15 protein-coding genes are annotated in these 25,549 nt (G+C 72.6%); 1 reads left to right on the forward strand and 14 read right to left on the reverse strand.

The annotated features are described in order from the left end of the window. Nucleotides 1-61: 61 nt before the first annotated feature. The 12 genes from fxsT to CG723_RS03360 form a co-directional block, all read right to left on the reverse strand. Nucleotides 62-4,507 (reverse strand): FxSxx-COOH system tetratricopeptide repeat protein, encoded by a 4,446-nt coding sequence (fxsT, locus tag CG723_RS03310; RefSeq protein ID WP_100591623.1) that lies wholly within the window; start codon nt 4,505-4,507, stop codon nt 62-64. Further along, a complete protein-coding gene (locus tag CG723_RS03315) occupies nt 4,504-5,613 on the reverse strand; it encodes an AAA family ATPase (RefSeq protein WP_100591624.1) in 1,110 nt (369 codons plus the stop codon). Before CG723_RS03315 ends, fxsT begins: the two co-directional genes overlap by 4 nt. Beyond that, nucleotides 5,610-7,112: a VMAP-C domain-containing protein gene (locus tag CG723_RS03320; RefSeq protein ID WP_100591625.1), complete on the reverse strand. Its 1,503-nt coding sequence runs from the start codon at nt 7,110-7,112 to the stop codon at nt 5,610-5,612. The genes CG723_RS03315 and CG723_RS03320 overlap by 4 nt, the downstream gene beginning before the upstream one ends. Next, a complete protein-coding gene (locus tag CG723_RS03325; protein WP_159032380.1) occupies nt 7,109-8,095 on the reverse strand; it encodes an effector-associated domain 2-containing protein in 987 nt (328 codons plus the stop codon). The genes CG723_RS03320 and CG723_RS03325 overlap by 4 nt, the downstream gene beginning before the upstream one ends. Nucleotides 8,096-8,275: 180 nt before the next feature. Then, on the reverse strand, nt 8,276-10,150 hold the full coding sequence (locus tag CG723_RS03330; protein WP_100591627.1) for an AMP-dependent synthetase/ligase: 1,875 nt from the start codon (nt 10,148-10,150) through the stop codon (nt 8,276-8,278). 244 nt (nt 10,151-10,394) lie between these two features. Next, nucleotides 10,395-12,167 carry a hypothetical protein gene (locus tag CG723_RS48610; protein WP_267893678.1) on the reverse strand — a complete coding sequence of 591 codons (1,773 nt, stop codon included), beginning with the start codon at nt 12,165-12,167 and terminating at the stop codon, nt 10,395-10,397. Nucleotides 12,168-12,178: 11 nt separating this feature from the next. Continuing rightward, nucleotides 12,179-12,325, reverse strand: coding sequence for a hypothetical protein (locus CG723_RS46035; protein ID WP_159032381.1), 147 nt, complete (start codon nt 12,323-12,325; stop codon nt 12,179-12,181). A gap of 325 nt (nt 12,326-12,650) precedes the next feature. Further along, a complete protein-coding gene (locus CG723_RS03340; protein ID WP_324902523.1) occupies nt 12,651-15,275 on the reverse strand; it encodes a glycoside hydrolase family 31 protein in 2,625 nt (874 codons plus the stop codon). Nucleotides 15,276-15,527: 252 nt separating this feature from the next. Further along, a complete protein-coding gene (locus tag CG723_RS03345; RefSeq protein WP_100591819.1) occupies nt 15,528-18,317 on the reverse strand; it encodes an NHLP bacteriocin export ABC transporter permease/ATPase subunit in 2,790 nt (929 codons plus the stop codon). Between the two features lie 67 nt (nt 18,318-18,384). Next, nucleotides 18,385-20,640, reverse strand: coding sequence for an NHLP family bacteriocin export ABC transporter peptidase/permease/ATPase subunit (locus tag CG723_RS03350; protein WP_100591628.1), 2,256 nt, complete (start codon nt 20,638-20,640; stop codon nt 18,385-18,387). After that, on the reverse strand, nt 20,625-21,428 hold the full coding sequence (locus tag CG723_RS03355; RefSeq protein ID WP_100591629.1) for an HlyD family efflux transporter periplasmic adaptor subunit: 804 nt from the start codon (nt 21,426-21,428) through the stop codon (nt 20,625-20,627). The genes CG723_RS03350 and CG723_RS03355 overlap by 16 nt, the downstream gene beginning before the upstream one ends. A 101-nt stretch (nt 21,429-21,529) precedes the next feature. Further along, complete coding sequence (locus CG723_RS03360; RefSeq protein ID WP_100591630.1) at nt 21,530-21,757, reverse strand: type A2 lantipeptide; 228 nt, start codon at nt 21,755-21,757, stop codon at nt 21,530-21,532. Nucleotides 21,758-22,153: 396 nt separating this feature from the next. Here CG723_RS03360 and CG723_RS03365 point away from each other — a divergent pair, with 396 nt between their 5' ends. Continuing rightward, entirely contained in the window at nt 22,154-22,768 is a 615-nt protein-coding gene (locus CG723_RS03365) for a hypothetical protein (protein WP_100591631.1), read from the forward strand. A gap of 148 nt (nt 22,769-22,916) precedes the next feature. Here the strand turns inward: CG723_RS03365 and CG723_RS03370 are convergent, their stop codons facing one another. Next, nucleotides 22,917-24,056 carry a lactonase family protein gene (locus CG723_RS03370; RefSeq protein ID WP_100591632.1) on the reverse strand — a complete coding sequence of 380 codons (1,140 nt, stop codon included), beginning with the start codon at nt 24,054-24,056 and terminating at the stop codon, nt 22,917-22,919. Between the two features lie 101 nt (nt 24,057-24,157). Continuing rightward, a complete protein-coding gene (locus tag CG723_RS03375) occupies nt 24,158-25,513 on the reverse strand; it encodes an MFS transporter (protein ID WP_442802512.1) in 1,356 nt (451 codons plus the stop codon). Nucleotides 25,514-25,549 lie beyond the last annotated feature (36 nt).

Below are 25,549 nucleotides of genomic sequence, written 5' to 3' on the forward strand. Positions count from 1 at the left end.
TCCACCGGGGCGACCACTGCCGTCCGCCGGACGGTAACTGTGGGCCTGCGCCCAGCGGTGACTACAGCGGGGGCGGCTCGATGTCGCACTCCGCGCGGATGCCGGCTGCCGCGTCCCGGCTCTCCGGGTGCTCGGAGCCCAGCGTGTCGAGATAGCGGCGGCGCACGGAGGCGAGCAGGTCGGCTCCCTCCTGGGTGTCGCCGGAAGCGGTCATGTCCAGGGCGAGGTTGCGCAGCGCGGCCAGGACCGACGGATGACGGTCGCCGTAGCGGGCCTCCAGCTTCGCCGCCGTGTCGGACCCGAGCGCGCGGGCCCGGTCGTGCTCTCCCGCCCTCGTCAGGTCCGTGGCGAGATTGATCCGGGCCAGCAGCAGCCATGGATGGTTGTCCGGCACCGCACGCGCGAGCACGGCCACCGTCGAGCGGTCCAGGCGCAGCGCCTCCGCGGGCTCGCCCGCCGCCCGCAGTGCTGCCCCGTGGTTGACGGCCGCCGTCGAGGTGAGCGGATGCGCCTCGCCGAGAATCGCGCGGTAGTCCACGAGGGCGCTCGCGGCGGCCTGGCGGGCTGCCTGCGGATCGCCGGTGAGCCGCAGGTCGTTGGAGAGGTTGGTCAGGGCGGCGAGCGTGTCGATGTGCCGCGGCCCGAAATGGGTCCGGTACAGGCCGAGCACCTGTTGCGCCAGCGCGAGGCCCCGCTCGAACTCGCCGGCCTTGCGGCAGGTCACCGACATGTTCTTGACGGCGCGCAGGGTGTGCGGGTGGTCGTCGCCGTACTGCTCGCGGTACTGCTGAAGCGTCCGTTCCTGAAGGGTGAGCGCCTCCGCGTACCGCCCGCACTCCCGCATGTCTCGGGCCACGTTGTTGACGGAGAACAGGGTGGAGCGCGCGGTGGCGCCCAACGCCGTCACGCGGTCGCCGTACACCTGCTGGTCGAGGGCGAGGGCCTCCGCGTACAGGCCGTTGACGCGCAGGCTCACGCCGTAGTTGTGCCCGACGCGCAGCGTGTACGGCTCCCCGGCGCCGTACAGCCGCACACTGCGCTCGTACGCGTCCTCGTCCAGGGCGAGCGCCTCGGTGAACCGGCCGGCGGCGCGCAGGTCGGCCGCGGTCGCGCCCGCCACGGTCAGCGTGTACTCGTGGTCGTCGCCGACCGTCGCGCGCAGCCGCGCCAGAATGTCCTCGTTGATCTTCCGGGACTCGGCGAACTCGGACAACTGCCAATGGGCGCTCGCCTGTTGACGGAGTGTCCACAGTGTCTGGAGGTCGTCGGGGCCGAGCGTCACGCGCCAGGTGTCGGCGACGCGCCGGGCGAGGTCCGCCGCGCCGCGGAAGTCGCCGCGCGCGATGAGATAGCCGAGGATGCCGAGCACGGTGGCGCGGGTGTCGCGGTCCTCGCTGTCGAGGAGGCCCGAGGGCTCGATGTGGGGCAGGATCTCCGCGTAGTTGCGCCAGTGCTCGGGGCGCTGCGAGTCGCCCGGGTCGTGCGCGGAGATCACCCGGTGCGCCAGGTGCCGCATCGTGGTGCGCTCGTCCTCGGTCAGCTCGTCCTGGAGGACGCCGCGCAGCAGGCGGTGCAACTGCACGGTCCCCGCGGCGCTGTTGACGGTCAGCAGAGAGAACTGGTTGATGGCACGGATGGTGCGGCCCCGCTCCAGGGGATCCCTCGCCACCGCCGCGAGCGGCCCCGGCAGCTGAAGGAGCCGGGCGTCGTGCAGGAAGGACTGGGCGATCGGCTCGGGCCCGAAGAACGCGAACAGGCGCAGCAGTTCGAGCGCGCCCGGGTGCTGCTCGCGCAGCGCCTCCATGGTCGCGCGGAACACGGCCGCCACCGGCTGCGCGCCGGACACCGTTGGCTCCGCGAGCAGCTCCGGCATCCGGTTCTCGATCATCTCCAGGTAGTCCTGCGCCGCGATGCCCGTCTGCGTCTGGAGCGCCGCGCACTGCTCAAGGGCGAGCGGCAGGTCACCCAGCGACTCGGCGAGGCGCTCCGCCTCGTCCTGGCTCGTCCACGGCGTGCGCGCACGCAGGAACCCGATGCTCTCCTCCCGGCTGAACACGTCCACGCGCAGCGCGCGCACCCGGTCCGCCCACCCCGAACGCCGTGAGGTCACAAGGACGTGCCCCACTCCGTCCGGCACACCGAGGAGCGACGGAATGTACGGGGTCACCTCCTCCGGGGAACCCGCGTTGTCCATCACCAGCAGCCACCGCTTGTACGGGGTCCCCGCCGACAGTGCCGCGAGGACACGGTCGACCACGTCGCCGGGCCCCTCCGCGGCCGCGCCCAGCTCCGGCGCGATCGAGGCGAGCTGCTCGCGGATGACGGACGGCTGCTCGGCGTCGATCCACCACACCCGCTCGTATTCCTGGTGGTGGCGGTGGATGTACTCGATGGCGAGGCGCGTCTTGCCGACGCCGCCCAGTCCGTACAGCGCCTGCGGCAGGACCGCGGCCTGACCGCCGCCGCCGAGCAGCCTGCGCAGCGCGTGCAGTTCGTCCTCGCGGCCCGCGAAGTGCGCGTTGGGCAGGGGCATCGAGCGGGGCAGGCGGGCGGGTCCGCCCGGCGGGCGCGGTCCGCGTGGGGGCACCACGCCGGCAGAGCCGTCGCCCGGTCCGCTCCCCCCGCCGCTGCTCCCGGAGTCCGCCGCCGCCCCGTTGGCATCGGCGCCGTCCGGGGCCTTTGCGCCGGGCCGCTCGGTCTCCAGCGGGGCCTGTCCCAGGGGCGATGCGGTGGGGTCCACAGGCTCTTCCTCCGTGTTCGGGTCCGCTGTCCCGGGCTGCTGAGCCCTCGTGGGCGCCACGTCCCCACCGGGCGGAACCGGCCGGGAGTCATCGGCAGGAACCGGGCGAGGAGCGCCGCTCCCCTGCGTCTCTTCCCCACCGGGCCACGCAACGAACGAGCGAGGCGGCACCACGCGGTCCAACGCCTCCTGGTACGACGGCCCGAGCGCGGTGAGCGCGCCCCGTGCCGCTTCGAGCAACTCGCGGTCCGGACCGCTCAGTTCCGCCCCGTCCAGGCCCGCGGGCGACGCGACCAGCGTGCCCAGGAGCCCCGGCCTGGCCCCCGTCACGCGCCCGGCGACGGCCGTCACCTCATGGAGCATTCGAAGGATTTCGGTGCGCCCGAGCCCGCGCAGCAGCCGCCCGCGCACGCCGTCGAGGAACTCGTACGCCGGTTCCGCGACGCCCGTGCCCGCCCGCTCGGGGCGCAGGGACAGCAGGCCGCCGAGGAGGATCTCCGCGAACGGCAGCGGCCCCGCGACCCGGGTGACCTGGCGGCGGACAGCGTCCACGACGGTGGGCTGGAGCGGCACCATCGCCAGCCGCGCGGCGAGGCGGCGCGCGGCGGGCGACGCGAAGTGCTGGAAGCGCCGCACGGCCTGGTCGGGCGGGACGGGCCGTCGTCGCTCCTCCCACGGGAACGGGGGCAGGCACTCGGGGTCGAGGCCTTGGTCGTCGACCAGGAGCACGGCCGCCTCGCACCACGGTGTGGCCTCACCCGTGACGAGCCGCACCCAGCCGGCGAGCCACGACGGCTCCAGTTCGAGGACCGGTACGGGCACGGGTCCGCCCGTGTCGCAGGGGCGCGTCCAGCGGCCGCGGCGGCGCAGTTGGAGCCGCGCGTTCGGCATTCCCGGTGCCGCGCCCCGCAGCCGCAGGTCGAGTGGGACACCCTCACACAGGTCCCACAGCCGGGCCGGCAGCGGCTGGAGCACGGCGACCGGGGCGCGCCGCGCCCAGGTGTGCAGGAGTCGCGGCACGGCGCCGCCCGCCCACGCGTCGCCGACGCAGTCGCTCAACACGAGGATCAGGCGCCGGCCCTCGGGGTGGAACAGCTCGGCGGGCCCGCGTCGCGCGCCGCCGCCTTCGGGCCGCAGCACGGCCGACTTGCCGTCGCCGGTGTCGAGGCGCCAGATCCGCAGGTCGGCGAAGGCGCCCTGGCGCTGGAGGAGCGTGAACAGTTCGCGGGCGACGCCCTGCCAGACCGACATCGACACGCTCTGCTCGACGACGAGCGCGACCTCGAACCACCGGTCCGGCACACCGGTCAGCACCGGGCTCCACTGCCCGAGTTCGGCGGCGCGCTCGGCCGTCGCCTCCTCGTCGAGGGTCTGCCGGTGGCGGTCGCGGACACGGCGGTTGAAGGGGCGCAGGGCGCGGGCGAGTCTCTGGGGCGAGCGCAGGACACCGGGGCGGGTGTCGGCGTCGAAGACATCGGGGGCGGGGCCGGGCGCGAAGCCGAAGCCGTACGTGGGACCGGGGGAGCCTGTCTCCGCGTCCGGCCCGTATTCGCTCCCGTACGGCTCCTCGCGGTGCGGGCGCGGACCCGGCGCTTCGGGTAACAGCTCGCTGTCCCCGCCCGGCGGCGCAAGCGCCTCGGTGGCGGGCGGCACCCGAGGGGCGTCCTGCGGCGCCTCGCCCGGCGGCGCGTCGGTACCGATCCGCTCCGCGAGCCAGAGGGCCTCCGCCCACTCGCGGGCCGTGGGGACCCGGCCGGTGCCCGTCATGGCGAGGAGTCCGTTGCCAGGCTGTGCCACAGCGCGTCGCGGAGCTGCTCCCAGGATCCGTCGTCGGCGTCGGCGGCGCCGTTGGTCAGCAGGTGCACCGTGTTGAGCAGCTGATCGGCGGCGAGCTGTCCGCCGTCGCCGCGGTGCTCAAGGAAGCCGCGGACGAGCTCCGCCGCGCGGGGGTCGACCCCCTCCCCGAAGTGGGACTCGACCATGGCGGCGAGGCGCCGCTCGTCGGGGTCGGCCATCTCCACTTCGAGGCACCTGCGCCGGAAGGCCGGTGAGAACTCACGCTCGCCGTTGCTCGTGATCACGACAACGGGGAACTCCCGGCAGCGGACCTGGCCGTCCCGGACGGTGACCGGCGCGGCGTGGTCGGCCGTGGCGACGGAGACCTCGCGGCGCGACTGGGCGAGCCGCTCCAGCTCCCTGATCCGGAACTCGCCCTCCTCGAAGGTGTGCAGCAGATCGTTCGGCAGGTCGATGTCGGCCTTGTCCAGCTCGTCGATCAGCAGGACCCGGGGCCGCGCCCACGGCAGCAGCGCCGTGCCGAGCGGCCCGAGCGTGAGATACCTGCCGATGTCCGGAAGAGGCCGGCTGCTGCCCAACTCGCCCTTCGCAGGCACTGGTTGGCGTACGGCGGTGGACGGGGGAGGCGCGTCCTGCACCCGGCCGATGGCGTCGTAGTCGTAGAGCCCGTCCCGCAGCGACGTACGGCTCACGACGGGCCACCACAGCACGCGCCCGAGGCCGAGTTCGGAGGCGATCTGGTACGCGAGGCTGGACTTGCCGGTGCCGGGACGGCCGCTCACGAGCAGCGGGCGGCGCAAGTGGATGGCGGCGTTGACGAGTTCGAGGACCTTGCGGTCGAGGGTGCCGCCGCGCCGCTTGCCGAGCCTGCGCTCCGCCTCCGTGCTCTCGGTGGGCACCGGGACCGTCATCGCGGCGCCCGGGGCGCCCGGCTTGAAGCGCCGCCAGGGCGGTGCGGCAGGGAGCGGCGGCAGCGGGTCGCCGGGGGAGTGATGTGCCCCGCTGTCGTGGAAGACCCACCAGGAGGGGTCCGCCGGTGGCGGAGTGCCCTGTCGGCCGGTCGAGTCCCCGTTCATGGAATGCCACCCCCGGTCCGCGGATGCCCCAGTACGGCCTCCGCCCCCTCCAGTCCGTCACGGCTGTCCCACACTAGGGTGACGTGGCGATGCAGGTCCAGGGTTGACAACGCGCCGCCCGCCGGGCCGACGCCGCCCCTCAGGACACGTACCCGCTCCGGGAGCGCGTCCAGCCTCCCGTCGAGAACTTTCCACAGTTCGAGACGCGCGTTCTCGTGGTCCCCGTTGCCCCGGACCGCGACGATCGCCGGGATGCCCGCCTCCAGGAGCGCGGTCACCGGATCATCGGCCATGTCGCCCGTGTACTGCGGGGGTTCGAACAGGACGAAGCACACCGGCGTCTCGGCGTGGCGGAGTTGGGCGACGAGCGCCGCGGGGGACAGTTTCCCGCCGTGCGGCACGTACTGGACGGCCGCGTCGTCGAAACGTTCCTCGGGGTGCAACTCGAGCCAGTTCAGGCGGCGCCGGAGGGCGGGCCACCAGTGGCGGTTGCGGATCCGGTCGCGGCTGCGGACCAGGACGGTGTGGTCGGCGCCGAGGGGGCGGGCCACGGACCCCGACGGGCGCACCATGATCTGGTCGACCGCGAGCCACAGCAGCGGGCGCGGGAGCATGAACTCGACCCGCAGCCCGGCGCTCAGCTCGCCGAGCTCGTCCAGAGTGAGCTGGTGCAGCGCGGCAACCATCTCCTCCAGACGCCGCAGCGAGGTGACCTTGCGGTCCCCGAGCAGGGCGCGCGGCCCCTCGCCGGGCGCGAGGAGCCAGCCGCGTATGTGGAACTCGTCGGGGGCCGCGGGGTGCGACACGATCTCCATGAGCAGCCGGCTCGGCTCGAACGGCCGCCCCGCGTACGCCGCTTCGGCGGCACGGACTCTCTGCAGCTGGCCGTCCGTGCAGCCGAGCCGCCGTGCCACGCGACGGTTCCAGACTGTCAACTGCTGTGCCGCAGCGCCCTCTTCGCGCACCGCGACCGCCTCGACGAAGGCGAGCAGGGGATGCGGCTCGTCCTCCATGTGCGCCGCGTCCTCGAAGGCGGTGAGCAGGGCGTCGACGGGGTCGGCGCGGGCGTCCCCGTACGTGTCCGGGTCGGGGACGAACGGCAGGAACCGCAGTGCGAGCGCCCGCAAGCCCTCGACTGTCGCGCACTGTTTGAGCAGGCCGGCCAGTGTGTCGTAGTCGGCCGGTGCGAGGAGCCGGACCGGGTGCAGCCGCCGGTAGACCTCCTCGACGGCGCCCCACGCCACGGTGTTGGTGCGGTCGCGGCCGATCTCCTCCAGGTAGGCGCGCAGCCCGCCCAGGCGCTGGTCGCACGCCCGCAGCACCTCGGTGAGGTCCTCGATCAGCATGTTCGACCTGGCCGCCTCGACCGGCCCGAAGCGCTCCTCGACCGCGCGCAGGGCGCGGGCCCGGGGCGCCGCGTCGCTGACGCCGTGGACCTTGGTGAGCCGGCGGGCCAGTTCCCAGTAGAGATCCGCGCGGGACGGTGTCGCCGCCGTCATGACGCCGGTTCCTGCGGCACGCCGCCGCCCCGCAGTCGTGCCAGTACGCGCTCGAACTCCCGTATGGGCAGGGAGCCGTGCTCGTACCAGCGCAGGGCCGCGGCGAGCCGGTCGATGCCGTCCGCGTACTGGAGGCAGACGGCGACCACGGCGCGTACGTCCTCCAGGAGTACCGGCGAGCGGGCGGCGAGCAGCACCACGTCGTCGCCGGTGTCGCGCAGGATCCGCTCGCGGCGCAGCGGGTCGTACATGCTGGGGATGCGGACCAGGGCCGAGGTGAGCTCCCGCTCCGCTTGCGGGGGCCAACTCGGCGTGTGTTCAAGGGAGGTCACGGCATCGGAGATCAGCGGGCAGTAGCGTGCCGCCGCCTCGACGGGGATCAGCCACCCCGTGCGCTGCGCCGCCCGCAGGTCCTCGGCGACGACGATGCCGAGCACGTCCCCGGCCGCGTCGACGGCGCCCGCCCCGCTGAAGCCCTGCTGCACGCGGTCGCCGAGCTGGGTCACGCCCTCGAACTGCAGCCAGTCGGGGCTCAGTCCGCCCGAGCCGACGAGCTGGACCCGTACCCACCGTCCGGGCCCCGCGGCCTGCGGCTGCCCGAAGACCCGCACGATCCGGTCCCCCGCCGGGCCGCAGGCGTGCAGGGAAGCGGGCGCGCAGTCGTCGGGGGCCGAGCCGTGCAGCGCCAGTACGGCCACGTCGCCGCGCCCGTCGACAGGCGGGGCCCAGCCCTGCGCGGCGACCGACGCCGCGACCGGCTCCCGCGTCGCGGACCCGGCGAAATCCAGAGCGAGTTCAGCGCCGGCGGGGCTCTCGTCGTCGGCGAGTCCGAGCGCGGTCCGTGCGACATGGGCGCAGGTCAGAACGCGTCCGCCGGATATCAGGACGCCCGCGCCGACGGGCGTGCCTCCGGCGCCGCGTATCCGTACCCGCCAGGTGTCCGCCGCCCCCTGCGGCACCCCCGAAACCCCCGTGTGCGCCACCCGTGCGTCCCCCGATCCCCCGCCTGCCCGAATCCGACCGTTCCCGACGGGTGCGGGCGGATTCTGCCCGATGGTGACAGCGCTGCGACCACTGGTCGCTCCGTGCTTCCATGCTAGCCAGGCCATACCCCGGTGAGGATGAGGCAATCGAGCCGTGGTTGACGCGTGACACGGGGAACGTCAGCGCCGGCCGAACGGCTCCCGTGCGAACGACGCCGCCGCGCGGGGGGTGTACAGCCGCTCCACGTCCTGGGCGTACGCGGCGAGGACCGCGCTCCTGCGCAGCTTCAGCGACGGTGTGAGCAGGCCCCTGTCCGGTGTGAACTCGCCCGGCAGGATGCGGAATTCACGGATCGACTCCGCCCGCGAGACCCGCGTGTTCACCCGGGAGACCGCACGCTGGATCTGGGCGCGCAGCTCCTCGTCGTCGGTCAGCGTGCCCGGCTCGGCCGGGGCGCGGCCCTTGAGGCGCTGCCAGTGGTGCAGGGCCTGCGGGTCGAGGGTGATGAGCGCGGCCACGTACGGCCTGTTGTCGCCGACGACGACGCACTGCGAGATCAGCGGGTGGCTCCGCAGGTCCTCCTCCAGGACCAGCGGCGACATGCTCTTGCCGCCGCTCGTGATGATGACGTCCTTCTTGCGGCCGGTGATGACGAGATAGCCGTCGTCGAGATGTCCGAGGTCCCCGGTCGCGAACCAGCCGCCGTGCAGCGCCGTTCGCGTCGCCTTCGGGTCGTTGAGATAACCCGGGAACACGACGTCGCCGCGGACCCAGATCTCGCCGTCGTCCGCGATGTGCACGGAACACCCGGGAAGCGGCCGGCCCACCGTGCCGAAGCGGACCGCGCCGACCGGCTGCGCCGTCACCGCCGCCGTCGTCTCGGTGAGGCCGTAACCGTCGTAGACCGTGATGCCGGCGCCCGCGAAGAACAGACCCGTCTCGCGGGACAGCGGCGAACCGCCCGACACCGCGTGCCGCACCCGCCCGCCGAGGACCGCGCGCAGCTTCGCGTACACCAGCCGCTCGTACACCGCGTGCCGCAGCCTGAGCCGCGGCCCCGGCCCGTGACCGCGCCCGAGCGACTGCCGCTCCGCCGCCTCCGCGTACCGCACCGCGACCTGCGCCGCCCTGCGGAACAGCGTGCCGTGACCCGCGTGCTGGGCGGCCGCACGGGACCTGGCGAGGACCGTCTCGAAGATGTACGGGACGCCGAACATGAACGTGGGCCGGAACGACGCGAGCGCCGGCAGGAGGCTCTCGGGGGAGAGATCGGGCTGGTGCGCCACATGCACACCGCCGCGCACCGAACCGACGACGACCATCAGGCCGTAGCAGTGCGACAGCGGCAGGAACGCGAGCAGCGAGGGGGGTTCGTCGCCGGGAGATTCGAGGAGACGGCTCCAGCCGGCCAGCAGGTTGTCGCACTCGGACGCCAGGTTCGCGTGCGTGATGACACAGCCCTTGGGGCGGCCCGTGGTGCCGGAGGTGTAGCAGATCGCCGCCGGGTTCTGCGGGGCGACGGCCGCGCGCTGCCGGTGCACGTCCTCGTCGGCCACGCCCACCCCGTCGTCGGCGAGCGCCGCCACGCAGCCGCTGTCGAGCTGCCAGATCCGCGTGAGCGCATTCTGCGAGCCGTACGCGGCGGCCACGGTCATCGCGTGGTTCTCGTTCTCCACGACGATGCCGGTCGCGCCCGTGTCCTGGAGGATCCACCGGACCTGCTCCACGGACGACGTCGGGTACACGGGGACGACTTCGGCGCCGACGGTCCACAGCGCGTACGCGAGGAGCGTCCACTCGTAGCGGGTACGGGACATGAGGGCCACGCGGTCACCGAGACGGACCCCGTTCGCGAGGAGGCCGCGGGCGACGGCGAGCACGTCGTCGCAGAACGCGGCGGCGGTGACGGGAATCCAGGTGCCCCCGCCATGGCCGTCGCCCGGGCGCGAGAACTGGAGGCGTCTCGGCTCGCGTTCGGCTGTCGCGAACACGGAGTCGGCGAGCCCGCCCGAACGCAGTGGCTCGACGAGGCGCGGGACGGTGAACTCCTGCATGGGTCCTCTTCCGTGGCGGCGGCTCAGGACTAAACCATTGGCAGCGCAAGCTACTCCCCTGCGCGGGCGGGTGCCTAGGGCCCCCGTTTCGGGAGGTCGGCGAGAAGACGACGGAGAGGACGGGCTGGCTGATGGCCGCAGGTCTCGTCGTCCCTCCAGTCGCCCTGTTCGTAGCCCTGATCACCTGGGCCGGCTCGTGTCCGGGGATGAGCGGGCCGGGCGGGTGCCCACCGGTGCGCCGCCGCTACCTCGCCGCCCGCTGCACCGCCTCGGCCGCCAGACCCGTGGCCGCGCGGCGTGTCGCCTCCGACAGGAGCGCCGTCCGGATCGGGCCTCCCGCCGCCAGGTGACGGTCGTACGGCAGGTGCACCACCGCGACACCCGTCTCGCGCAGATGTGCGGTCGCCGCCTTCAGGTCGAGCGTCATGTCGGGCGCGCTCGACGTGAGCGCGACGACGGTACTGGCCAGGGCCGCCTTCGGGAGCTGAGCCAGCCAGTCGAGCACCACGCGCGTGCCGCCCACACCCTCCGCCGTCATCGGGGCGACCACCACGCGCGCGTGCGCCGTGTCCATCGCCGTACGCGCCACCTCGCCCGGCAGCGTCTCGCAGTCCACGACCGTCACCGCGAAGTAGCGTCGCAGCGCGAGCGACACCGTCCGGTACGTACGTATGTCCAGCGGGGCGCCGACGCGGCCCTGGCTCGCCGGCAGCAGCCAGCCGCCGTCGGTGACCGGCACGAGATAGCCGGTGACGTCGGTGAGTCGCATCGACGGTTTGAGGATCTGCGCGAGGTCGGGGCACGACCAGCGCACCGACTCGGCACCCAGCCGCACGGGCAGCGTGCCGAGTGCGGCGTCCGCCTCCAGCGCGAGCACCGGGTCGTGCCGGTAGTGGTTCAGGGTGCGGGCGAGGAGGGCGGACACGGTGGTCTTGCCCACGCCTCCGCGGATGGATGTCACGGCGACCACCCGGCCGTTGGCCACCGGCTGCTGCACCGCCCGCGCGAGACGCGTCTCTTCGGACACTCCCGGCGCGGCGGACGAGGCGAGCCTGCGCAGCGAATGTCCCGTGCGCCTGGCCATTGTGTCCCCGCGCTGAGCCCGCCCGAGCGCCCCGGCCAGCCGCGGGTCGACGGTGGGGACGGACTCGGGGGTGAAGGCGGGGAGCCGGGGGTTCCGCGAGCGGGGGGTGGGGGCGACTGGGGCGTGGGGTGCGGGCGCGTGCGGCTGAGGGGTCGGCGCGGGCGCGGGTGTGTAGGGGGCGGGGAGTCCTGAGGGAGGCGGGGCGGAGGGGAGGTGGGAGGCCGGGGGGTTCGGGGGTGGGGCGGGCGCGTCGGGGGTGGGTGCGGCGTCCCTGATGTCGGCTTGGGGGACGGGGGTTGGGGTGTCCGGGGCCGGGGAGTGGGTGGCTGCCGCCAGGACGGGCACGGCGTCCGTGACGTCGGGCGGGGGCGCGGGTGTGGGGGTGGCCTTCTTGTCGATCTCGATGGACACGTTCGGTATGGGTGACGTGCCCGTGCTGCCGGGGCCGGGCTTCGGCGCCAAGGGCTTCGGGGTCGGCGGGGCGTCGGCGGGCGCGTCGGTTGAGGCCGCCGGGACGGGGACCGGGACCGGTACCGCGTCCGCGTCGGTCGGCGGAGTCGGTCGGTCCGCTCGGCCCGCCGCGAGGCGTGCCGCCAGTGACGCCGTCCGGCGCGGCGCCGGGGTGGCCGTGGGGGAAATCGGCTCACCCGCAGCGTCGTCGTCCGGGGCGAGCGGCGGTGAGGGCGACGGGCCAGGCCCCGCGTCCGGTGACGGAGACGTGTTGGGGCGTCGGCGCGGAAGCGGTGCGCGCCCGGGGGCGGGCGAAGGTGCCACTGAGGGCTCCGCCTCTCCCTCGGCCCCGGCGCCTCGCCCCGCTACCTCGGAACTCGACATGTCCGACGCCGTCATCTCGCCGCCCTCCCCGCCCAGTTGTGCCTGGGTCTGCCTGAGCAGGTCCCGCAGTACGTTGTTCTGCCAGTCGCTCTGCGTCATTCCCCGAGCCCTTACGCGAAGGTGCCGAGCAGACGCCCGTACACACCGAAGACGCCGAGCGGCTCGCGGGACGGCAGCACGAGTGCGACGCGTCCGCGCTCACCCACCAAAGTGACTCCGCTCAGCGCCGTACGGCTCAGTGGCCCCGTCGATATCACGCGTTTGAACCTATCATCGGGCCGAAGACGTGCTGGTCGGCGTGGTGGACGGGGTTCCGGCGGGGGGAACTGGCCGGGCGCAACGCGGACACGACGCCGCGAATCGGCTGTAGCCGACACCCTCGCCCCTCCCTCCGTGCGCTGGCCCGAACGTACTCGCGGACATCGTACGAGCAGCCCGCGTCGCACCAGCAAACCGCCTGGTGCGGCGCGGGGTCGGGGTCGGCGTCCGGAGGCCTACGCACGCGATACGGCAGTCCGCGGCAACGGAGAGGGGGCGGGCCCGTACCACCGGACCCGCCCCCGCCTCACTCCGCCGTGCGGATCAGCGCCGCAGCGTCACCGTGAAGCCGCGGTCCAGGGACTGGCGCGCGGTCTTCACCGTCGTCACCCCCGTGTCCGCGTCGTAGTACCAGCCCGACCCGGCCGCCGCGAGCGCGTCCGCCGAGCCGACGCGGGGCAGCGTGCGCCCCTCCGCCGACACCCGGCGCGGCGCGCTCTCGCCGTGGACGGTGAACCGGTACGCGCGGGTGTCGGGCTTGTTCTGGTAACTGCCCTTGCTCGCACCGACGTTGACCTCGGTCGAGTGCTTGCCCTGGTCGACCGTGACGCGCTGCGTCGCCGACGCGCCCTTGGCGAAGTCGCGCGTCACGCCGTCGTCCTCGTACAGCGTGTAGGAGGAACGGCCCTGCGGATACACGTCCCAGTCCAGCTCATGGACGTCACGGGACTTGTACGACGTCGTCCCCTTCGGCCACATCGGCACGACCGCACCGGACTTGACGAAGAGGGGGAGCGTGTCGACGGGTGCGTGGTAGCCGTCGATCGTGGTCGGACCCTTGTAGGTCCTGCCCGTCCAGTAGTCCGTCCACGTGCCCTTGGGCAGGTAGATGCCGTCGCGGGTGTCCGAGTCCTTGTAGACCGGGGCGACCAGGAAGTCGTCGCCCGCCAGGTACTCGTACTTGGCGTTCGCGCCGAGCGTTGCGGGGTCGTCCGGGTACTCCAGGTAGAGCGGGCGCACCCCGCCGACACCGGTCTTCGCCGCCTCGGCGGACAGCGTGTACAGGTACGGCAGCAGGCGCTCGCGCAGCTGAAGGTACTTGCGGTTGATGGACGTGTAGGGCTCGCCGTCCACCCACGGCTGCTGGTTGATCTTCTTGCCGGTGGTCATGTCCGTGGCCCAGCCGTCCATCGTCATGATGGCCGGCAGGAACGTCTTGGCCTGGAGGTCGCGCGCGTACATCTTGGCGTCGTGGCTGTAAATGCTGCCCACGTCCCCGGAGTTGTACGCGATGCCCGACATCGTGGCGCCCGCGTACGTCGGGATCTGCCAGCGCACGAAGTCCCACGACAGCTTCTGGTCGCCGCTCCACAGCACGCCGCAGCGCTGCGCGCCCGCCCACGAGACGGGCATCCAGACGAAGCCGCGCGCGTCGCTGTTGTCCTCGATACCGGCCTTCGCCTTGTCGCAGGCGTCCAACGACATGCCGTAGCCGTTGCCGATCCAGGCGACGTCGAGCTTCGCGACCCGCTGCCCGGCCTTCACCTGGTCGGCGAGCTTGTCGATGCCGTCCTGGGTCCACAGCCCCATCTCGGCGCCCCGCTCCTGGAGGCCCTTCGCGGTCTCGGCGAGGTTCTCGTAGCCGCAGCCGTAGCCGTCGTTGACCAGCATCCAGCCGAGCGGCATCTGGTGGTCGACGTACCCGTCGGCGACCTTGAGGGAGTCGAGGGTGTGGCGCTCGCCCTGGTTGGCGTTGTGGAGATAGCAGTCGGCGTCGCCGGGTTCGAGGCCGTACACCGGCGGCATGAACGGCTTGCCCACCAGCGAGGTGTAGCCGCCGATCACCTTCTTCGCGTCACCGAGGAAGTAGTAGGCGTCGAGGCGGCGCTCCTGCTGGCCCGTGTGGACCGAGGGGCCGAAGTCGTAGACGCCGGGGGCGAAGGTGTTGCGGTAGACGCCGTAGCCCGCCGAAGAGAGGTAGAACGGCTGTGAGTTGTTGTAACCGCCCTCGTTCCAGTTGGTGTTGTTCGCGACGTAGACCGTCTTGTCGCGGTGCGAGAACGAGCCGTTCTGCTCGCCGCCGCCGAAGAACTGCTCGTCCTTGCCGCGCTCCAGGCTCTGCCGCATGCCTCCGGTGGACCAGCGCAGGGGCTTGTCCTCCTGCCAGATCCGCGTCCTGTTGTCGGCCTTGTAGAGGCCGAAGCGCAGGGGCTGCTTGTAGACGCGCAGGACGGCGCCGGAGGAGCGGATGCCGTAGTACGCGCCCGCGTCGAACGACGAAGTGTGCTTGTCGAGCGCGGGCTGCTTGCGCACGATCTGCGATCCTGCCGGGTCGCTGAACGTGCCGGACGGGTCGGCCTGGAGCCGCAGTTGACCACCCGTCAGGAAGTCGGCCCTCGCCTTGAGGGCGCCGGCGCCGACGGTGTAGCTGCCGTCCTTGCCCGTGAAGGAGGTCAGGTCGCCCGCGTCGGTCGTCTCGGGCAGATACGCCTTGCCGACGAAGGAGTTGTCGTGCACGTCGTAGGGGACGACCACGACGTGGTACGTGCCGTTGGCCTTCGGGATCACCGTGGCCTCGGGGTCGGCCGTGCCCGCACTGGCGGCTACCTGCTTGCCCGCGTCGTCGAAGACGTACATGTCGAAGTCGTCGGTGGGCTGCTTCGCCCACTCGATCGAGACGGGGACGCCGCCCTCGGGGTTGTCGTCCCAGTAGCCGTCAGGGACCGACACCTTGAGGTCGAAGCGGTCGCACACCTTGTTGTCGGGGTCGTCCGCGGCGGCCGGGCACTTGCCGGGATCGCCCACGGTTCCCGCGGCGTACACCGGGCTCTGCCACGTCACGCTCTTGTGGGCGTCGTCGAGCACCCCGCTGCCCGGAGTCGCCGCCTTCGCCTGCTGGGCGGGGGCCCCGAGGAGGGTCGCGCCGAGGAGTGCGGCCGTGCCGATCACCGCCAAGGTGCCCCCGCGAGACGGGCGTTGCCGTCTCAGCCGCCGTTGCCGCAGTCTTCGCAATCCGTGCAAGGTGCATCTCCGCTCAACCCGAGTGACCCATGGAGCCCGGCCGGTCGATGTTTGCCAGTGCTTGAACTATTGCCATTTCGAGCAACTTCGAGCACGAAGGTTCACAGGGTTGAGGGGTTCTGTCAATGTCCTTGCGCGGGCCGCGTCCCCGCGAGCCCAGCCTGATCCGAACGAGAGGCCCTAGGCCATCTGACGCCGCACCAGCTCGTGCAGCCGTCCGTTCGTGTCCGCGAGCAGCTGGGCCGGCGGTCCCTGCTGGACGACCCGGCCGTCCGCCATGACGATCACCCGGTCCGCGTCCATCACCGTGGACAGGCGGTGCGCGATGACGACACGCGTGGCCTTCAGGGCGCGGGTGCTGTCGATGACCGTGCGCTGGGTCTCGTTGTCCAGCGCGCTCGTGGCCTCGTCGAAGAACAGGATGCGCGGCCGGCGGATCAGCGCCTGCGCGATCATCAGGCGCTGGCGCTGGCCGCCGGAGATCGCGCCGCCGCCGGCGATCATCGTGTGCAGGCCCATCGGCATCCGCTTGATGTCCTCGGCGAGCCCCGCCATCGCCGCCGCCTCCCACGCCTCCTCCTGCGTGAACACCTCGGCACCGCAGATGCAGTCCAGGATCGACCCGGTCAGCGGCTGCGCGTTCTGCAGGACGACGCCGCACTGCCGGCGCACGGCGGCCTGGTCGAGCGCGCCGAGGTCCTGGCCGTCGTACAGGACACCGCCCGAGACCGGCTTGTCGAAGCCGATGAGGAGGCGCAGGAGCGTGGACTTGCCGCAGCCGCTCGGACCGACGACCGCGACGAACTCGCCCGGCCTGATGGACAGGTTCACGTCGTCGAGGACGAGCGGCCCGTCGTCCGTGTAGCGGAAGGACACGCCACGCGCCTCGATCTCGCCCGTCAGCTCGCCCGGCTGGGTGCTGGCGGCCCGCACCTCGGGTGCCTCGTCGAGGACGGGCTTGATCTGCTCGAACATCGGCAGGACGGCCGCCGCCGAGATCAGGGCGCCCGTGAGCTGTGTGACCGAAGACAGCAGCATCGTCACCGCGGTGCTGAACGTGAGGAAGTCGCCCGCGGAGAGGGTGCCCCGCGCGGGGCCCGCGAGCAGCATGAACATCACGAGCGAACACAGGGGCAGATAGACCGCGTTGAGGACCGTCGTGAGGTTCTTGATGCGGCCCGCGCGCCGCTGTAGCTCGCGGCTGCGCGCGAACTCCCCGGCCCACGAGGCGTACGCGAAGCTCTCCGCGCCCGCGACCCGCAGCTTGGGAAGGCCCCGCAGCGTCTGGAACGCCTGGTTGTTGAGCTTGTTTCCGAGCACGACGAGGCGGCGCTGCCAGCGCAGTTCCCACAGCCCGAGGGTGAGGAACACGCCCGCGATCACCGCGAGCATGGCGAGCGCGGTCAGCGCCAGGGGGACGCTGTAGAGGAGGAGCAGGACGAGGTTCATCGCGCCGACCGTGCCGGACTGCACCACCACCGGGCCCACGCCGGACATGAGGCGGCGGATCGAGCTGATGCCCATGGCGGCGCTCGCCAGCTCACCCGTGGACCGCGACGCGAAGAACCGCGTCGGGAGCCTCAACAGGCGGTCCCACACGGCGGGTTGGAGCGCGCTCTCGATCCGGCCCTCCATGCGCAGGATCGTCAGATTCTGCAGCAGCATGAACGCGGCCGACACGATGCTCGTCACCATGACCGCGAGGGAGACCTGCACGATGAGGTCCGTCTCGGCGTTCGGCACGTACACGCCGAGCACCCGCCCGGTGGCGACCGGCACCAGGGCCCCGATCGCGACCGTCACGAGCCCGGCGAGCAGCAGGTTGCGCACGTCGGCCCGCGTGCCGCGCGCGCTGAACCGGAGCAGCCGCAGCGGGCTCAGCGCCCGGTCGGGCAGCGGCCGGTACAGCATGACCGCCCGCTGCTCGAACTCCTCCGCGTTGTCCTCGTCGATCCGGGTCCGCCGCCCGCTCGACGGATGCACGGCCTCGTACCCGCCGCGGCGCCACAGCAGCGCGACCGGGGTGCCGGACGTCCGGTGCCCCACCAGGGGGCCCGCGTTCTCGCGCCACCAGCGCCCGTCGAGGCGGACCGCGCGGGTGCGGATCCGTGAGGCGACGGCGACCTGCTCGACCGGGTCGACGCGGTCGCTGACGGCGCCGCTGCGCTCGGGCGCCGCGAGCGTGATCCCCGCCGCGCCCGCGACCAGCTTGCACGCCGCGTACGTCGCGTCGTCGCTGTTCCCGGAGGAGGAGCCGCGACGTGAACTGCCCTTGCCCTGGCGGCCGATGGACGCGAGGAGCGTCCGGTCGGCCTCCTCGCGGACGGTCTCGCCCGCCTTGATGCCCGCCGCCGTGCGGGTCTCGTGCGCGTTCTCCAGGCGTTCGATCCACCGGTCGAGCGCAGACAGGAGCCGGAACTGCTGGTTGACCATGCGCTGCCACATCGAGCCGTCGACGAGCAGCTCGCCCACGGTGTCCGCGCTGTACGACGCGCCGTACTGCACGCTGCCCGGCAGGATCGGCAGCCACAGGATGTCGTCGTCGCCCACGGAGTCGTCGCCGACCGTCCGGCCGTCGAGGGGTGCCTCGAACAGGACGCGCTGGCTGCGGCCCACACCCAGGGCGAAGGCGTGCTCGAGGAGGCTGAGGGCGGCGTCCTGGGTGTCGTACTGGCTGAGGTACTGCTGGTCGTACGACCACGAGGCGTCGCCGTAGTCGGGGCGCTGCAGTTCGCGCAGGCCGATGCGGCGCAGCAGGCAGCCCTGCAACGGGCGCCCCACCAACGTGTGCTGGGGTCCCTCGACCGGGCCGAGCAGCAGAGTGCCCGCCTCCAGGCGTCCCAGGAAGTGCCAGTGGCCCTGGGCGGCCGCGTCGACCGCGAACAGGTCGAGCGCGCCCTGGACGACCAGCCACAGGACCTGCGGTCCTTCGAGGTTCAGGCTGCGCATGCCGGCGCAGTCCACCGGCATGCCCAGGGAGCCGAACGAGGCGGTCACCTGGTCGCCGGCCGCGTACTCCTGATCTGCGTACGTCACGTCAGTGCTCCTTGACCAGCTCGGCGTACGGCCCGCCGGCGGCGACGAGCGCCTCGTGCCGGCCCCGCTCGACGATCTGGCCGTGGTCGAGGACGACGATCTCGTCGCTGTCGCGCACCGTGCTGAGGCGGTGCGCGATCACGACGCAGGCGCAGCCGCGGCGCCGCAGATTGTCGATGATGAGCTGCTCCGTCTCGGCGTCGAGCGCACTGGTCACCTCGTCGAGCACGAGGATGCTCGGCCGGCGCACCAGGGCCCGCGCGATCTCCAGGCGCTGGCGCTGACCGCCGGAGAAGTTCCGCCCGTCCTGCTCGACCCGGCCCTGGATCCCGCCGGGCCTGCGCGCGACGACGTCGTAGAGCGCCGCGTCCTTGAGAGCGTCGACGACGGCCTCGTCGGGGATCGACGGGTCCCACAGCGCGACGTTGTCACGGACCGTGCCCTCGAAGAGGAACACGTCCTGGTCGACGAACGACACCGACGCCGACAGGGCGCCCCGCGGAATGTCCTCCAGACGCTGTCCGTCGATGCGGATCGTGCCCTCCCACGGGCTGTAGAGCCCGGAGATCAGCCGCGACACCGTCGACTTGCCGCTGCCCGAGCCGCCGACGAGCGCCACCTGCTGACCGGGTCCGACCGCCAGTGAGAAGCCCGTGAGGAGCGGCTTGTCCAGCGGGCTGTACCCGAAGGTGATGTCGTCGAGCGTGACGTGTCCCTTGAGGCGGCGCGTGCTCGCCGCCGCGTCGGGCCGCGTGTACAGGGCGTCCGCCGGGAAGCTCTCCACGTCCTTGAGGCGCGCCACGTCGGCGGCGAAGTCCTGGATGCGTCCCGCGACACCGTTGAGGCGCGTGATCGGCGCGGTGAAACGCGTGACGAGCGCCTGGAACGCCACGAGCAGGCCCACCGACAGATGACCCTCGACCGCGCGCAGGCCGCCGATCCACAGGATCAGGGCGCTGTTGAGCGTCGCCAGGGTCGGTGCCACGATGCCGAGCCACGCGCTCGGCACCCCGAGCCGCTGCTGCTCCTCCAGCGTGGTCGCGTGCTGCCCCGCCCAGCGCCGGAAGTACCCGTTCTCGCCGCCCGTCGCCTTCATCGTCTCGATGAGCTGAAGGCCGGTGTACGAGGTGTTGGTGAGCCGCGCCGTGTCCGCGCGCAGTTTCTGCGTACGGGTCGCCCGCAGCCGGATCACGATCCGCATCGCCACGACGTTCCCGAGCGCGATGCCCACACCCACCAGCGTGAGCTGCGGGTCGTACGTCCACAGCAGCGCCGCGTACAGGAGGACCACGACGCCGTCGACGCCCGCCGCGGTCAGGTCACGCGCGAGCGTCTCGGAGACCGCGTCGTTCGACTGCAGGCGCTGCACCAGATCGGCCGGACTGCGCTGCGCGAAGAACGTCACCGGCAGCCGCAGCAGATGGCCGAAGAACCGGGCGCTGCTCAGCGTCGACGCGATCACGCGCCCGCGCAGCAGATTGGCCTGCTGGAGCCAGGTGAGCACGGCCGTGAGCGCCACCATCGCGCCCATCGAGGCGAACAGCGCGCCGAGCAGCGAGGTCTGGTCACCGATCAGGAACATGTCGATGTACGTGCGGCTGAGCGCGGGCAGCGCCGCGCCGACCGCGACGAGCAGGAGGCTGGCGAGCAGCGCCGCGAACATCGTGCCCGTCGTGCCGCGAAGGCGCGCGGGCAGCGCCCGCAGGACGCCGGGCCTGCGTCCGCCCGTGCGGAAGTCGTCGCCGGGTTCGAGGACCAGGACGACGCCCGTGAAACTGGTGTCGAAGTCCTCGGAGGGCACGAACCTGCGGCCCTTGTCCGGGTCGTTGATGTGCACGCCGCGCCGCCCGAAGCGCCGGCCCATGCCGTCGTAGACGACGTAGTGGTTGAACTCCCAGAAGAGGATCGCGGGCGCCTCGACCTCCGCGAGCGCGGCCGGCTCCATCTGCATGCCGCGCGCGGTCATCCCGTAACTGCGGGCCGCCTTCAGGAGGTTGCTGGCCCGCGAGCCGTCGCGCGAGACGCCGCACGCGATGCGCAGCTCCTCCAGAGGGACGTGCCGGCCGTGGTGCGCCAGGACCATCGCGAGGGACGCGGCGCCGCACTCGACGGCCTCCATCTGGAGGACGGTGGGCGTGCGGACGGTGCGGTGGCGGCGGCGCGGCGGCTTCGGCGCGGGGCGCGCGCGGCGGCGGCCGTGTCCGGCCGGGGGCAGCTGCTGCTGGACTGCGGGGGAGGGGCTCACGGGAGCAGCCAATCGATCGGGCGCTGCTCGGCGAGGTGCACGGCGCCGGAGGCGGGGGTCATCGAGTCGAGCGCGTACGGCGGTCCGCCCTTGGAGGACCAGGCGTAACCCGACTTGGTGGAGGACGACGCGACGAGCTTCACGAGGACCGCGACCGCCGGGCCGCCCTTCGTGAACTGCGTGGCCAGTTCCTTGTCGCCGAGGAACGCCTCGACCCGCTGACTGCTCTGCGCGCCGCGCCCGACCGCCTGCACGCGGCCGCGCAGCATGCCGTACTGCTGGGACGGCGCAGACTGGACGGTGAGGTCGACGTCCGCTCCGACGGGCACGGTGCCCGCGCGGTCCGCGGGGACGTACAGCACCGCGAGGAGGGGGTCCTTGGCGCCGGTCTTCTCGACGGTCGCCACGTCGGAACCGGTGGTGACCACCGCGCCGATCCGGGCGACGAGCGTGGTGACGCGGCCCGCGTCGACGGTCCGCACATAGCGGTCGCCCTGCGGTGTACTGACCTTGAGGAGCGGGGAGTTCGCGGCGAGGCGCTGCCCCTCCTTGGCGAGCACGCCCGTGACCTGACCGGTGACGGGGCTCTGGAGGACGTAACTGCCCTGCGCGTGGGTGAGGACGCCGGGGACCCGCAGCGTCGAGGAGAGGGACCCGGTCACCGCCCACACGGACGCGGCCGCCATCACGACGAGGGTCACGGCCAGCGCGAGTACGCCCTGGGGCCTGGCGAGCCGCACGGGAAGGTCGAGTTCCTCGGGCGACTGCAGTTTGGACAGGGCCTGTTGGCGGAACTGCACGACGTACTTCCCTTACGTGTCTTCCGGTCCGGCGAGGTGCCGGGAGTGCCCAAGGGCCCCGGAACCGGGGGGAGGTTCCGGGGCCCTGGCAGAGCCGTGGCTCAGAGACCAGCGGTCAGGCCGGTGGCCAGGCCGGTGACGGCGGCGGTGTTGACGCCGGTCAGGCCCTCGACGGTGCCGGTCAGGCCACCGACGACGCCGGAGACGGGGGCGATCGAGTCAGCCGTGCCGGTCAGGTTGGCGGCGAGGCCGCCCACGAGGCCGCCCGAGACGTTGTCGAGGTCGGCGTCGGAGATCTCGAGGGTCTGAACCTGGGGGGTGGAGTTCATGATGAGCTGCCCTTCTCATTGGTAATTACCAGAATGCGTGAATCACTTGCGTAACTCCCGCAGTGCGGAGGATCAAAGCACGCGGACGCCTCGCACATCCAATCGGAAGGTCCCCGGTCAGAGGCTGTGCGGGCACGTAATTACCGCCGCGTGCAGGAGTGTTCACCGGGTGTGGGCAGACCCTTCACAGGATCCACAGGTCAGAATTCCCGAGCGGGCTCCATGAATTTCTGCAAAATGGACACTCCCGCATTTATGGCCGGGGCGGCATTTGAGGGTTGTGCACATTCACAGCACACCGTGACCGGACTGCGCATTCGGTGTGCAGGTTTGCTGGAGGGGTGCGCGGGACCGCAGGGGGGTTGTCTCCCGGGCCCCGCCGTGAACAATGGGGCGATGCTGGAGTTGTCGCAGGACACAGGCGTGACGCTGCCCGACGGTGCGGGCGCGGTGCGGTTCGGGATGACGCCCGACGAGGTGCTCTCCCAACTCACCGAGGGCGCGATCACGCGTAGGCGGCAGTGCATGACACTGACGCGCGAGCAGTACCCGGAGCTGCGGCATGCGCACGACGCGTGGCTCAACAACCTTCTCCACGAACCGGACTGGGCCTTCGAGGCGGAGTTCGACGGCGTCACACTCGGCTTCAGCGGCGGCGGCCCGGGCGCGGCGGACCGGCTGTCCCGGCTCGACGTCACCACCACGGTTCCCGCCCCCGCGACACCGGTCGCCTGGGACGACATAGACCTCTTCGGCTACCCGGCGGGCGAGGTCGCCGAGGCACTGCCCGAGGCCACGCGGCTGTCGGACGGCCCGGCGGCGGGAGCGGGCCGGACCGCCTCCGGCCTGGTCGTCGAGACCGCGGGACTGCGCCTGTCCCTGCTGACGCCCGCGGCCGTCGGCCAGCGCGTCGTGCTCCTCGGACCCGACGCCCGGTCCTGGCAGGCGTGTTGCGACGGCGCGTGGGAGTGCGCGAAGGAAGGGGACGCGCTCACCGGGATCATGCGGTGACCTGACGGCGGGCACGAAGACGGCCGGCCCCACGCGGGGCCGGCCGTCTTCGTGCCCGCCGTCCTCGTCACGGGAGCCGCCGTCGCCGGCCTCCTGCCGGCGCTGGTCGGCCTCGTCGGCCGGCCCCGCGGCTTCCGGACCCCGCGCGCTACAGCGGCAGCGCGCAGACGGCGATCGGTGCGGCGAACGCGGGGCCCTCCGCCGGGGTGAGCCCGCCGCCGCAGTGGTCGACGTGGAAGACGGTCACGGACCCCGACTTCTGGTTCGCGGCGAACAGGAGTTGCCCGTCCGGCGAGAAGGCGATCTGGCGCGGGAAGTCGCCGCCGACGGGCACCGTGTCGAGCAGGCGCAGCCGCGCGCCGTCCGCCTCGATCGCGTACCGGGTCAGGCTGTTGTGCCCGCGGTTGGCGAGGTAGGCGAAGCCGCCCTCGGCCGTGACCAGGATCTGCGCCGGGTAGCTGGAGCCCGGACCGGTGCCGGTGGACTGGGGTTCGCCGGGCGTGAGGCGTCCCGTCCCCGGGTCGTAAGCGCAGACGACCACTGTGTTGTCCACCTCGTTGGCGAGGTACGCGAAGCGGCCACCCGGGTGGAACGTGAGGTGACGGGGGCCCGCGCCCGGGCGCAGGGACGCGTACGACACCTGCGTGAGCGTCCCGGCCGTCGTGTCGAGGCGGTACGTGTAGACGGTGTCGTTGCCCAGGTCGACGGCGAGCACGTGCCGCCCGTCCGGGGACGTGACGATCTGGTGCGCGTGCGGGCCCTCCTGGCCGGGGCCGGGCGCGGGCTTCGAGTGGGTGACGAGAGCGGTGCGTTCACCGAGTGCGCCGGAGTCGGCGATGGGGTGCACGGCGACGCTCCCCGAAAGGTAGTTGGCGCTCAGCAGCCACCCGCCGCTCGGGTGCACCGACAGATGGCAGGGGCCCGCGCCGCCCGTGCTCTGCCGGCCGAGCGCGCGCCGGTCCGCGAGCCGGACCGCCGTCACGCCGCCGTCCTGCCCCTCGTCGACCGCGTACAGAGTGTGGCCGCGCGGATGCACCGCCAGATACGAGGGGTCGGCCACCCCGTCGATCGTGCCGGTCCCGGTGATACGGCCCGTGCTCGCGTCGTACGTGGCGAGACCGATGCCGCTGCCACCGCCGTCCTGGGATGTGTACGTGCCGAGGTACAGGGGCCGTCCCGCGCGTGGCGGGCGCGCCTGCGCGGGACCCGCCGCCGCCGTGACGGCACCGCCGGCCGCGACGGCCGCGATCCCGCCGAGGAAGCGGCGGCGGCTGGTGCTGCTGCTCATTCCTGGTACCTCCGGGGTCAGAGTGACGTGGCTCCTACCCTGGCGCGTGCCCATTCGACTGGCAAGAGGCGCAACCGCGGTTGCACTCTGTGCAACGCTCCTCAGCGGTCGAGCTCCTTGTGCGCGCTCTCCGGCAGTCGCAGGTACACCACGGACGACACGAGGCAGAGCACGGCGACGTACCAGGGGAAGAGCCCGGCGTGCCCGGTCTCCTTGAACAGCGTGCCGACATAGGGAGCCGTCCCGCCGAAGACGGCGACGGTGAGCGAGTACGGGAACCCGATGCCCGCCGCGCGCACCCGTGCGGGGAACACCTCGGCGTTGACCGCGGCCGAGATCGACGTGAAGCCGGTGAGCAGCACCATGCCCGCGCACTGCACCAGGAGCAGCGAGGCGAACGAGCTGCCGAGCGAGCGCAGCAGCGGCACGCTGAGCAGCGCGAAGCCCAGGCCGAAGAAGAGGAGCAGTGGCTTGCGCCCGAACCGGTCCGAGAGCATTCCGCCGATCGGCTGGAGCAGGGCGAAGAAGGCCAGCGCGATGGTCCCCGCGACGAGGGCGTCCGCCTTGTCGATGCCCGCGTTCAGCTCCGCGTACGTGGGCAGATAGGACGTCCACGTGTAGTAGGCGAGCGTGCCGCCCGCGGTGATGCCGCAGATCAGGAGGGACTCGCGCGGGTGATGGCGCAGCGCGTCGAAGAGGCCCGGCCGCTCGGCCGCACGCTGCTCGGCGCTGCGTGTCTCGTACGCGCCGCGCCGGATCCAGAAGCCGACCAGGCTGAGGAGCGCTCCGAGGACGAACGGCACGCGCCAGCCCCAGCCGTCCATCTGCCCGTCGCCGAGCGTGCTCACCAGCGCCGCCGCGACACCGGACGCCGCGAGCTGTCCGGCGGACGTCGACACGTACTGGAAGGACGAGAACAGTCCGCGCCGCCCCGGGCCCGCCGACTCCACGAGGAAGGTGGTCGAGGCCGCGAACTCGCCCCCGACGGACAGCCCTTGGAGCAGCCGCGCGAGGACGAGCACCACGGGCGCGAGGACGCCCGCGGCCGCGTACGTCGGGGTGAGTCCGACGAGCAGGCTGCTGCCGCCCATCAGCAGGATGGTCACGGTCAGCGCGGCCCGGCGGCCGTGCCGGTCGGCGACCGCTCCCATGAGGAGCCCGCCGACCGGCCGCATGAAGAACCCGACGGCGAACACCGCGAACGTGGAGAGCAGTGGTACGAGGGAGTTCCCCGAGCCCTTGGGGAACACCTGGCCCGCGATGTACGTGGCCAGGAAGGTGTAGGCGTACCAGTCGTACCACTCGACGGCGTTGCCGACCGAGGCGGCGAGGAGCTGGCGCAGCGGGCGGCGCGGGGGAGCGGTGTTCAGGGCCCCGGCCGCCGAATCCGACGGGTCCGAGGGGCCGGACGGGGCCGACGGGGAGGGGGACGTGCGATCTGTCATGATCGCGACCATCCCCCGAACCCCGCCGTCCCACACCTCAGGTCTTAC

The sequence above is a fragment of the Streptomyces sp. CB01635 genome (assembly GCF_002803065.1).
Lineage (GTDB): Bacteria > Actinomycetota > Actinomycetes > Streptomycetales > Streptomycetaceae > Streptomyces.

Excerpts from the sequence above, each read along its gene's own strand:
- fxsT (WP_100591623.1), bottom strand. The coding sequence starts at position 4,507 with ATGACGGGCACCGGCCGGGTCCCCACGGCCCGCGAGTGGGCGGAGGCC.
- CG723_RS03315 (WP_100591624.1), bottom strand. The coding sequence starts at position 5,613 with ATGAACGGGGACTCGACCGGCCGACAGGGCACTCCGCCACCGGCGGAC.
- CG723_RS03320 (WP_100591625.1), bottom strand. The coding sequence starts at position 7,112 with ATGACGGCGGCGACACCGTCCCGCGCGGATCTCTACTGGGAACTGGCC.
- CG723_RS03330 (WP_100591627.1), bottom strand. The coding sequence starts at position 10,150 with ATGCAGGAGTTCACCGTCCCGCGCCTCGTCGAGCCACTGCGTTCGGGC.
- CG723_RS48610 (WP_267893678.1), bottom strand. The coding sequence starts at position 12,167 with ATGACGCAGAGCGACTGGCAGAACAACGTACTGCGGGACCTGCTCAGG.
- CG723_RS03345 (WP_100591819.1), bottom strand. The coding sequence starts at position 18,317 with ATGCCGGTGGACTGCGCCGGCATGCGCAGCCTGAACCTCGAAGGACCG.
- CG723_RS03360 (WP_100591630.1), bottom strand. The coding sequence starts at position 21,757 with ATGAACTCCACCCCCCAGGTTCAGACCCTCGAGATCTCCGACGCCGAC.
- CG723_RS03365 (WP_100591631.1), top strand. The coding sequence starts at position 22,154 with ATGCTGGAGTTGTCGCAGGACACAGGCGTGACGCTGCCCGACGGTGCG.
- CG723_RS03370 (WP_100591632.1), bottom strand. The coding sequence starts at position 24,056 with ATGAGCAGCAGCACCAGCCGCCGCCGCTTCCTCGGCGGGATCGCGGCC.
- CG723_RS03375 (WP_442802512.1), bottom strand. The coding sequence starts at position 25,513 with ATGGTCGCGATCATGACAGATCGCACGTCCCCCTCCCCGTCGGCCCCG.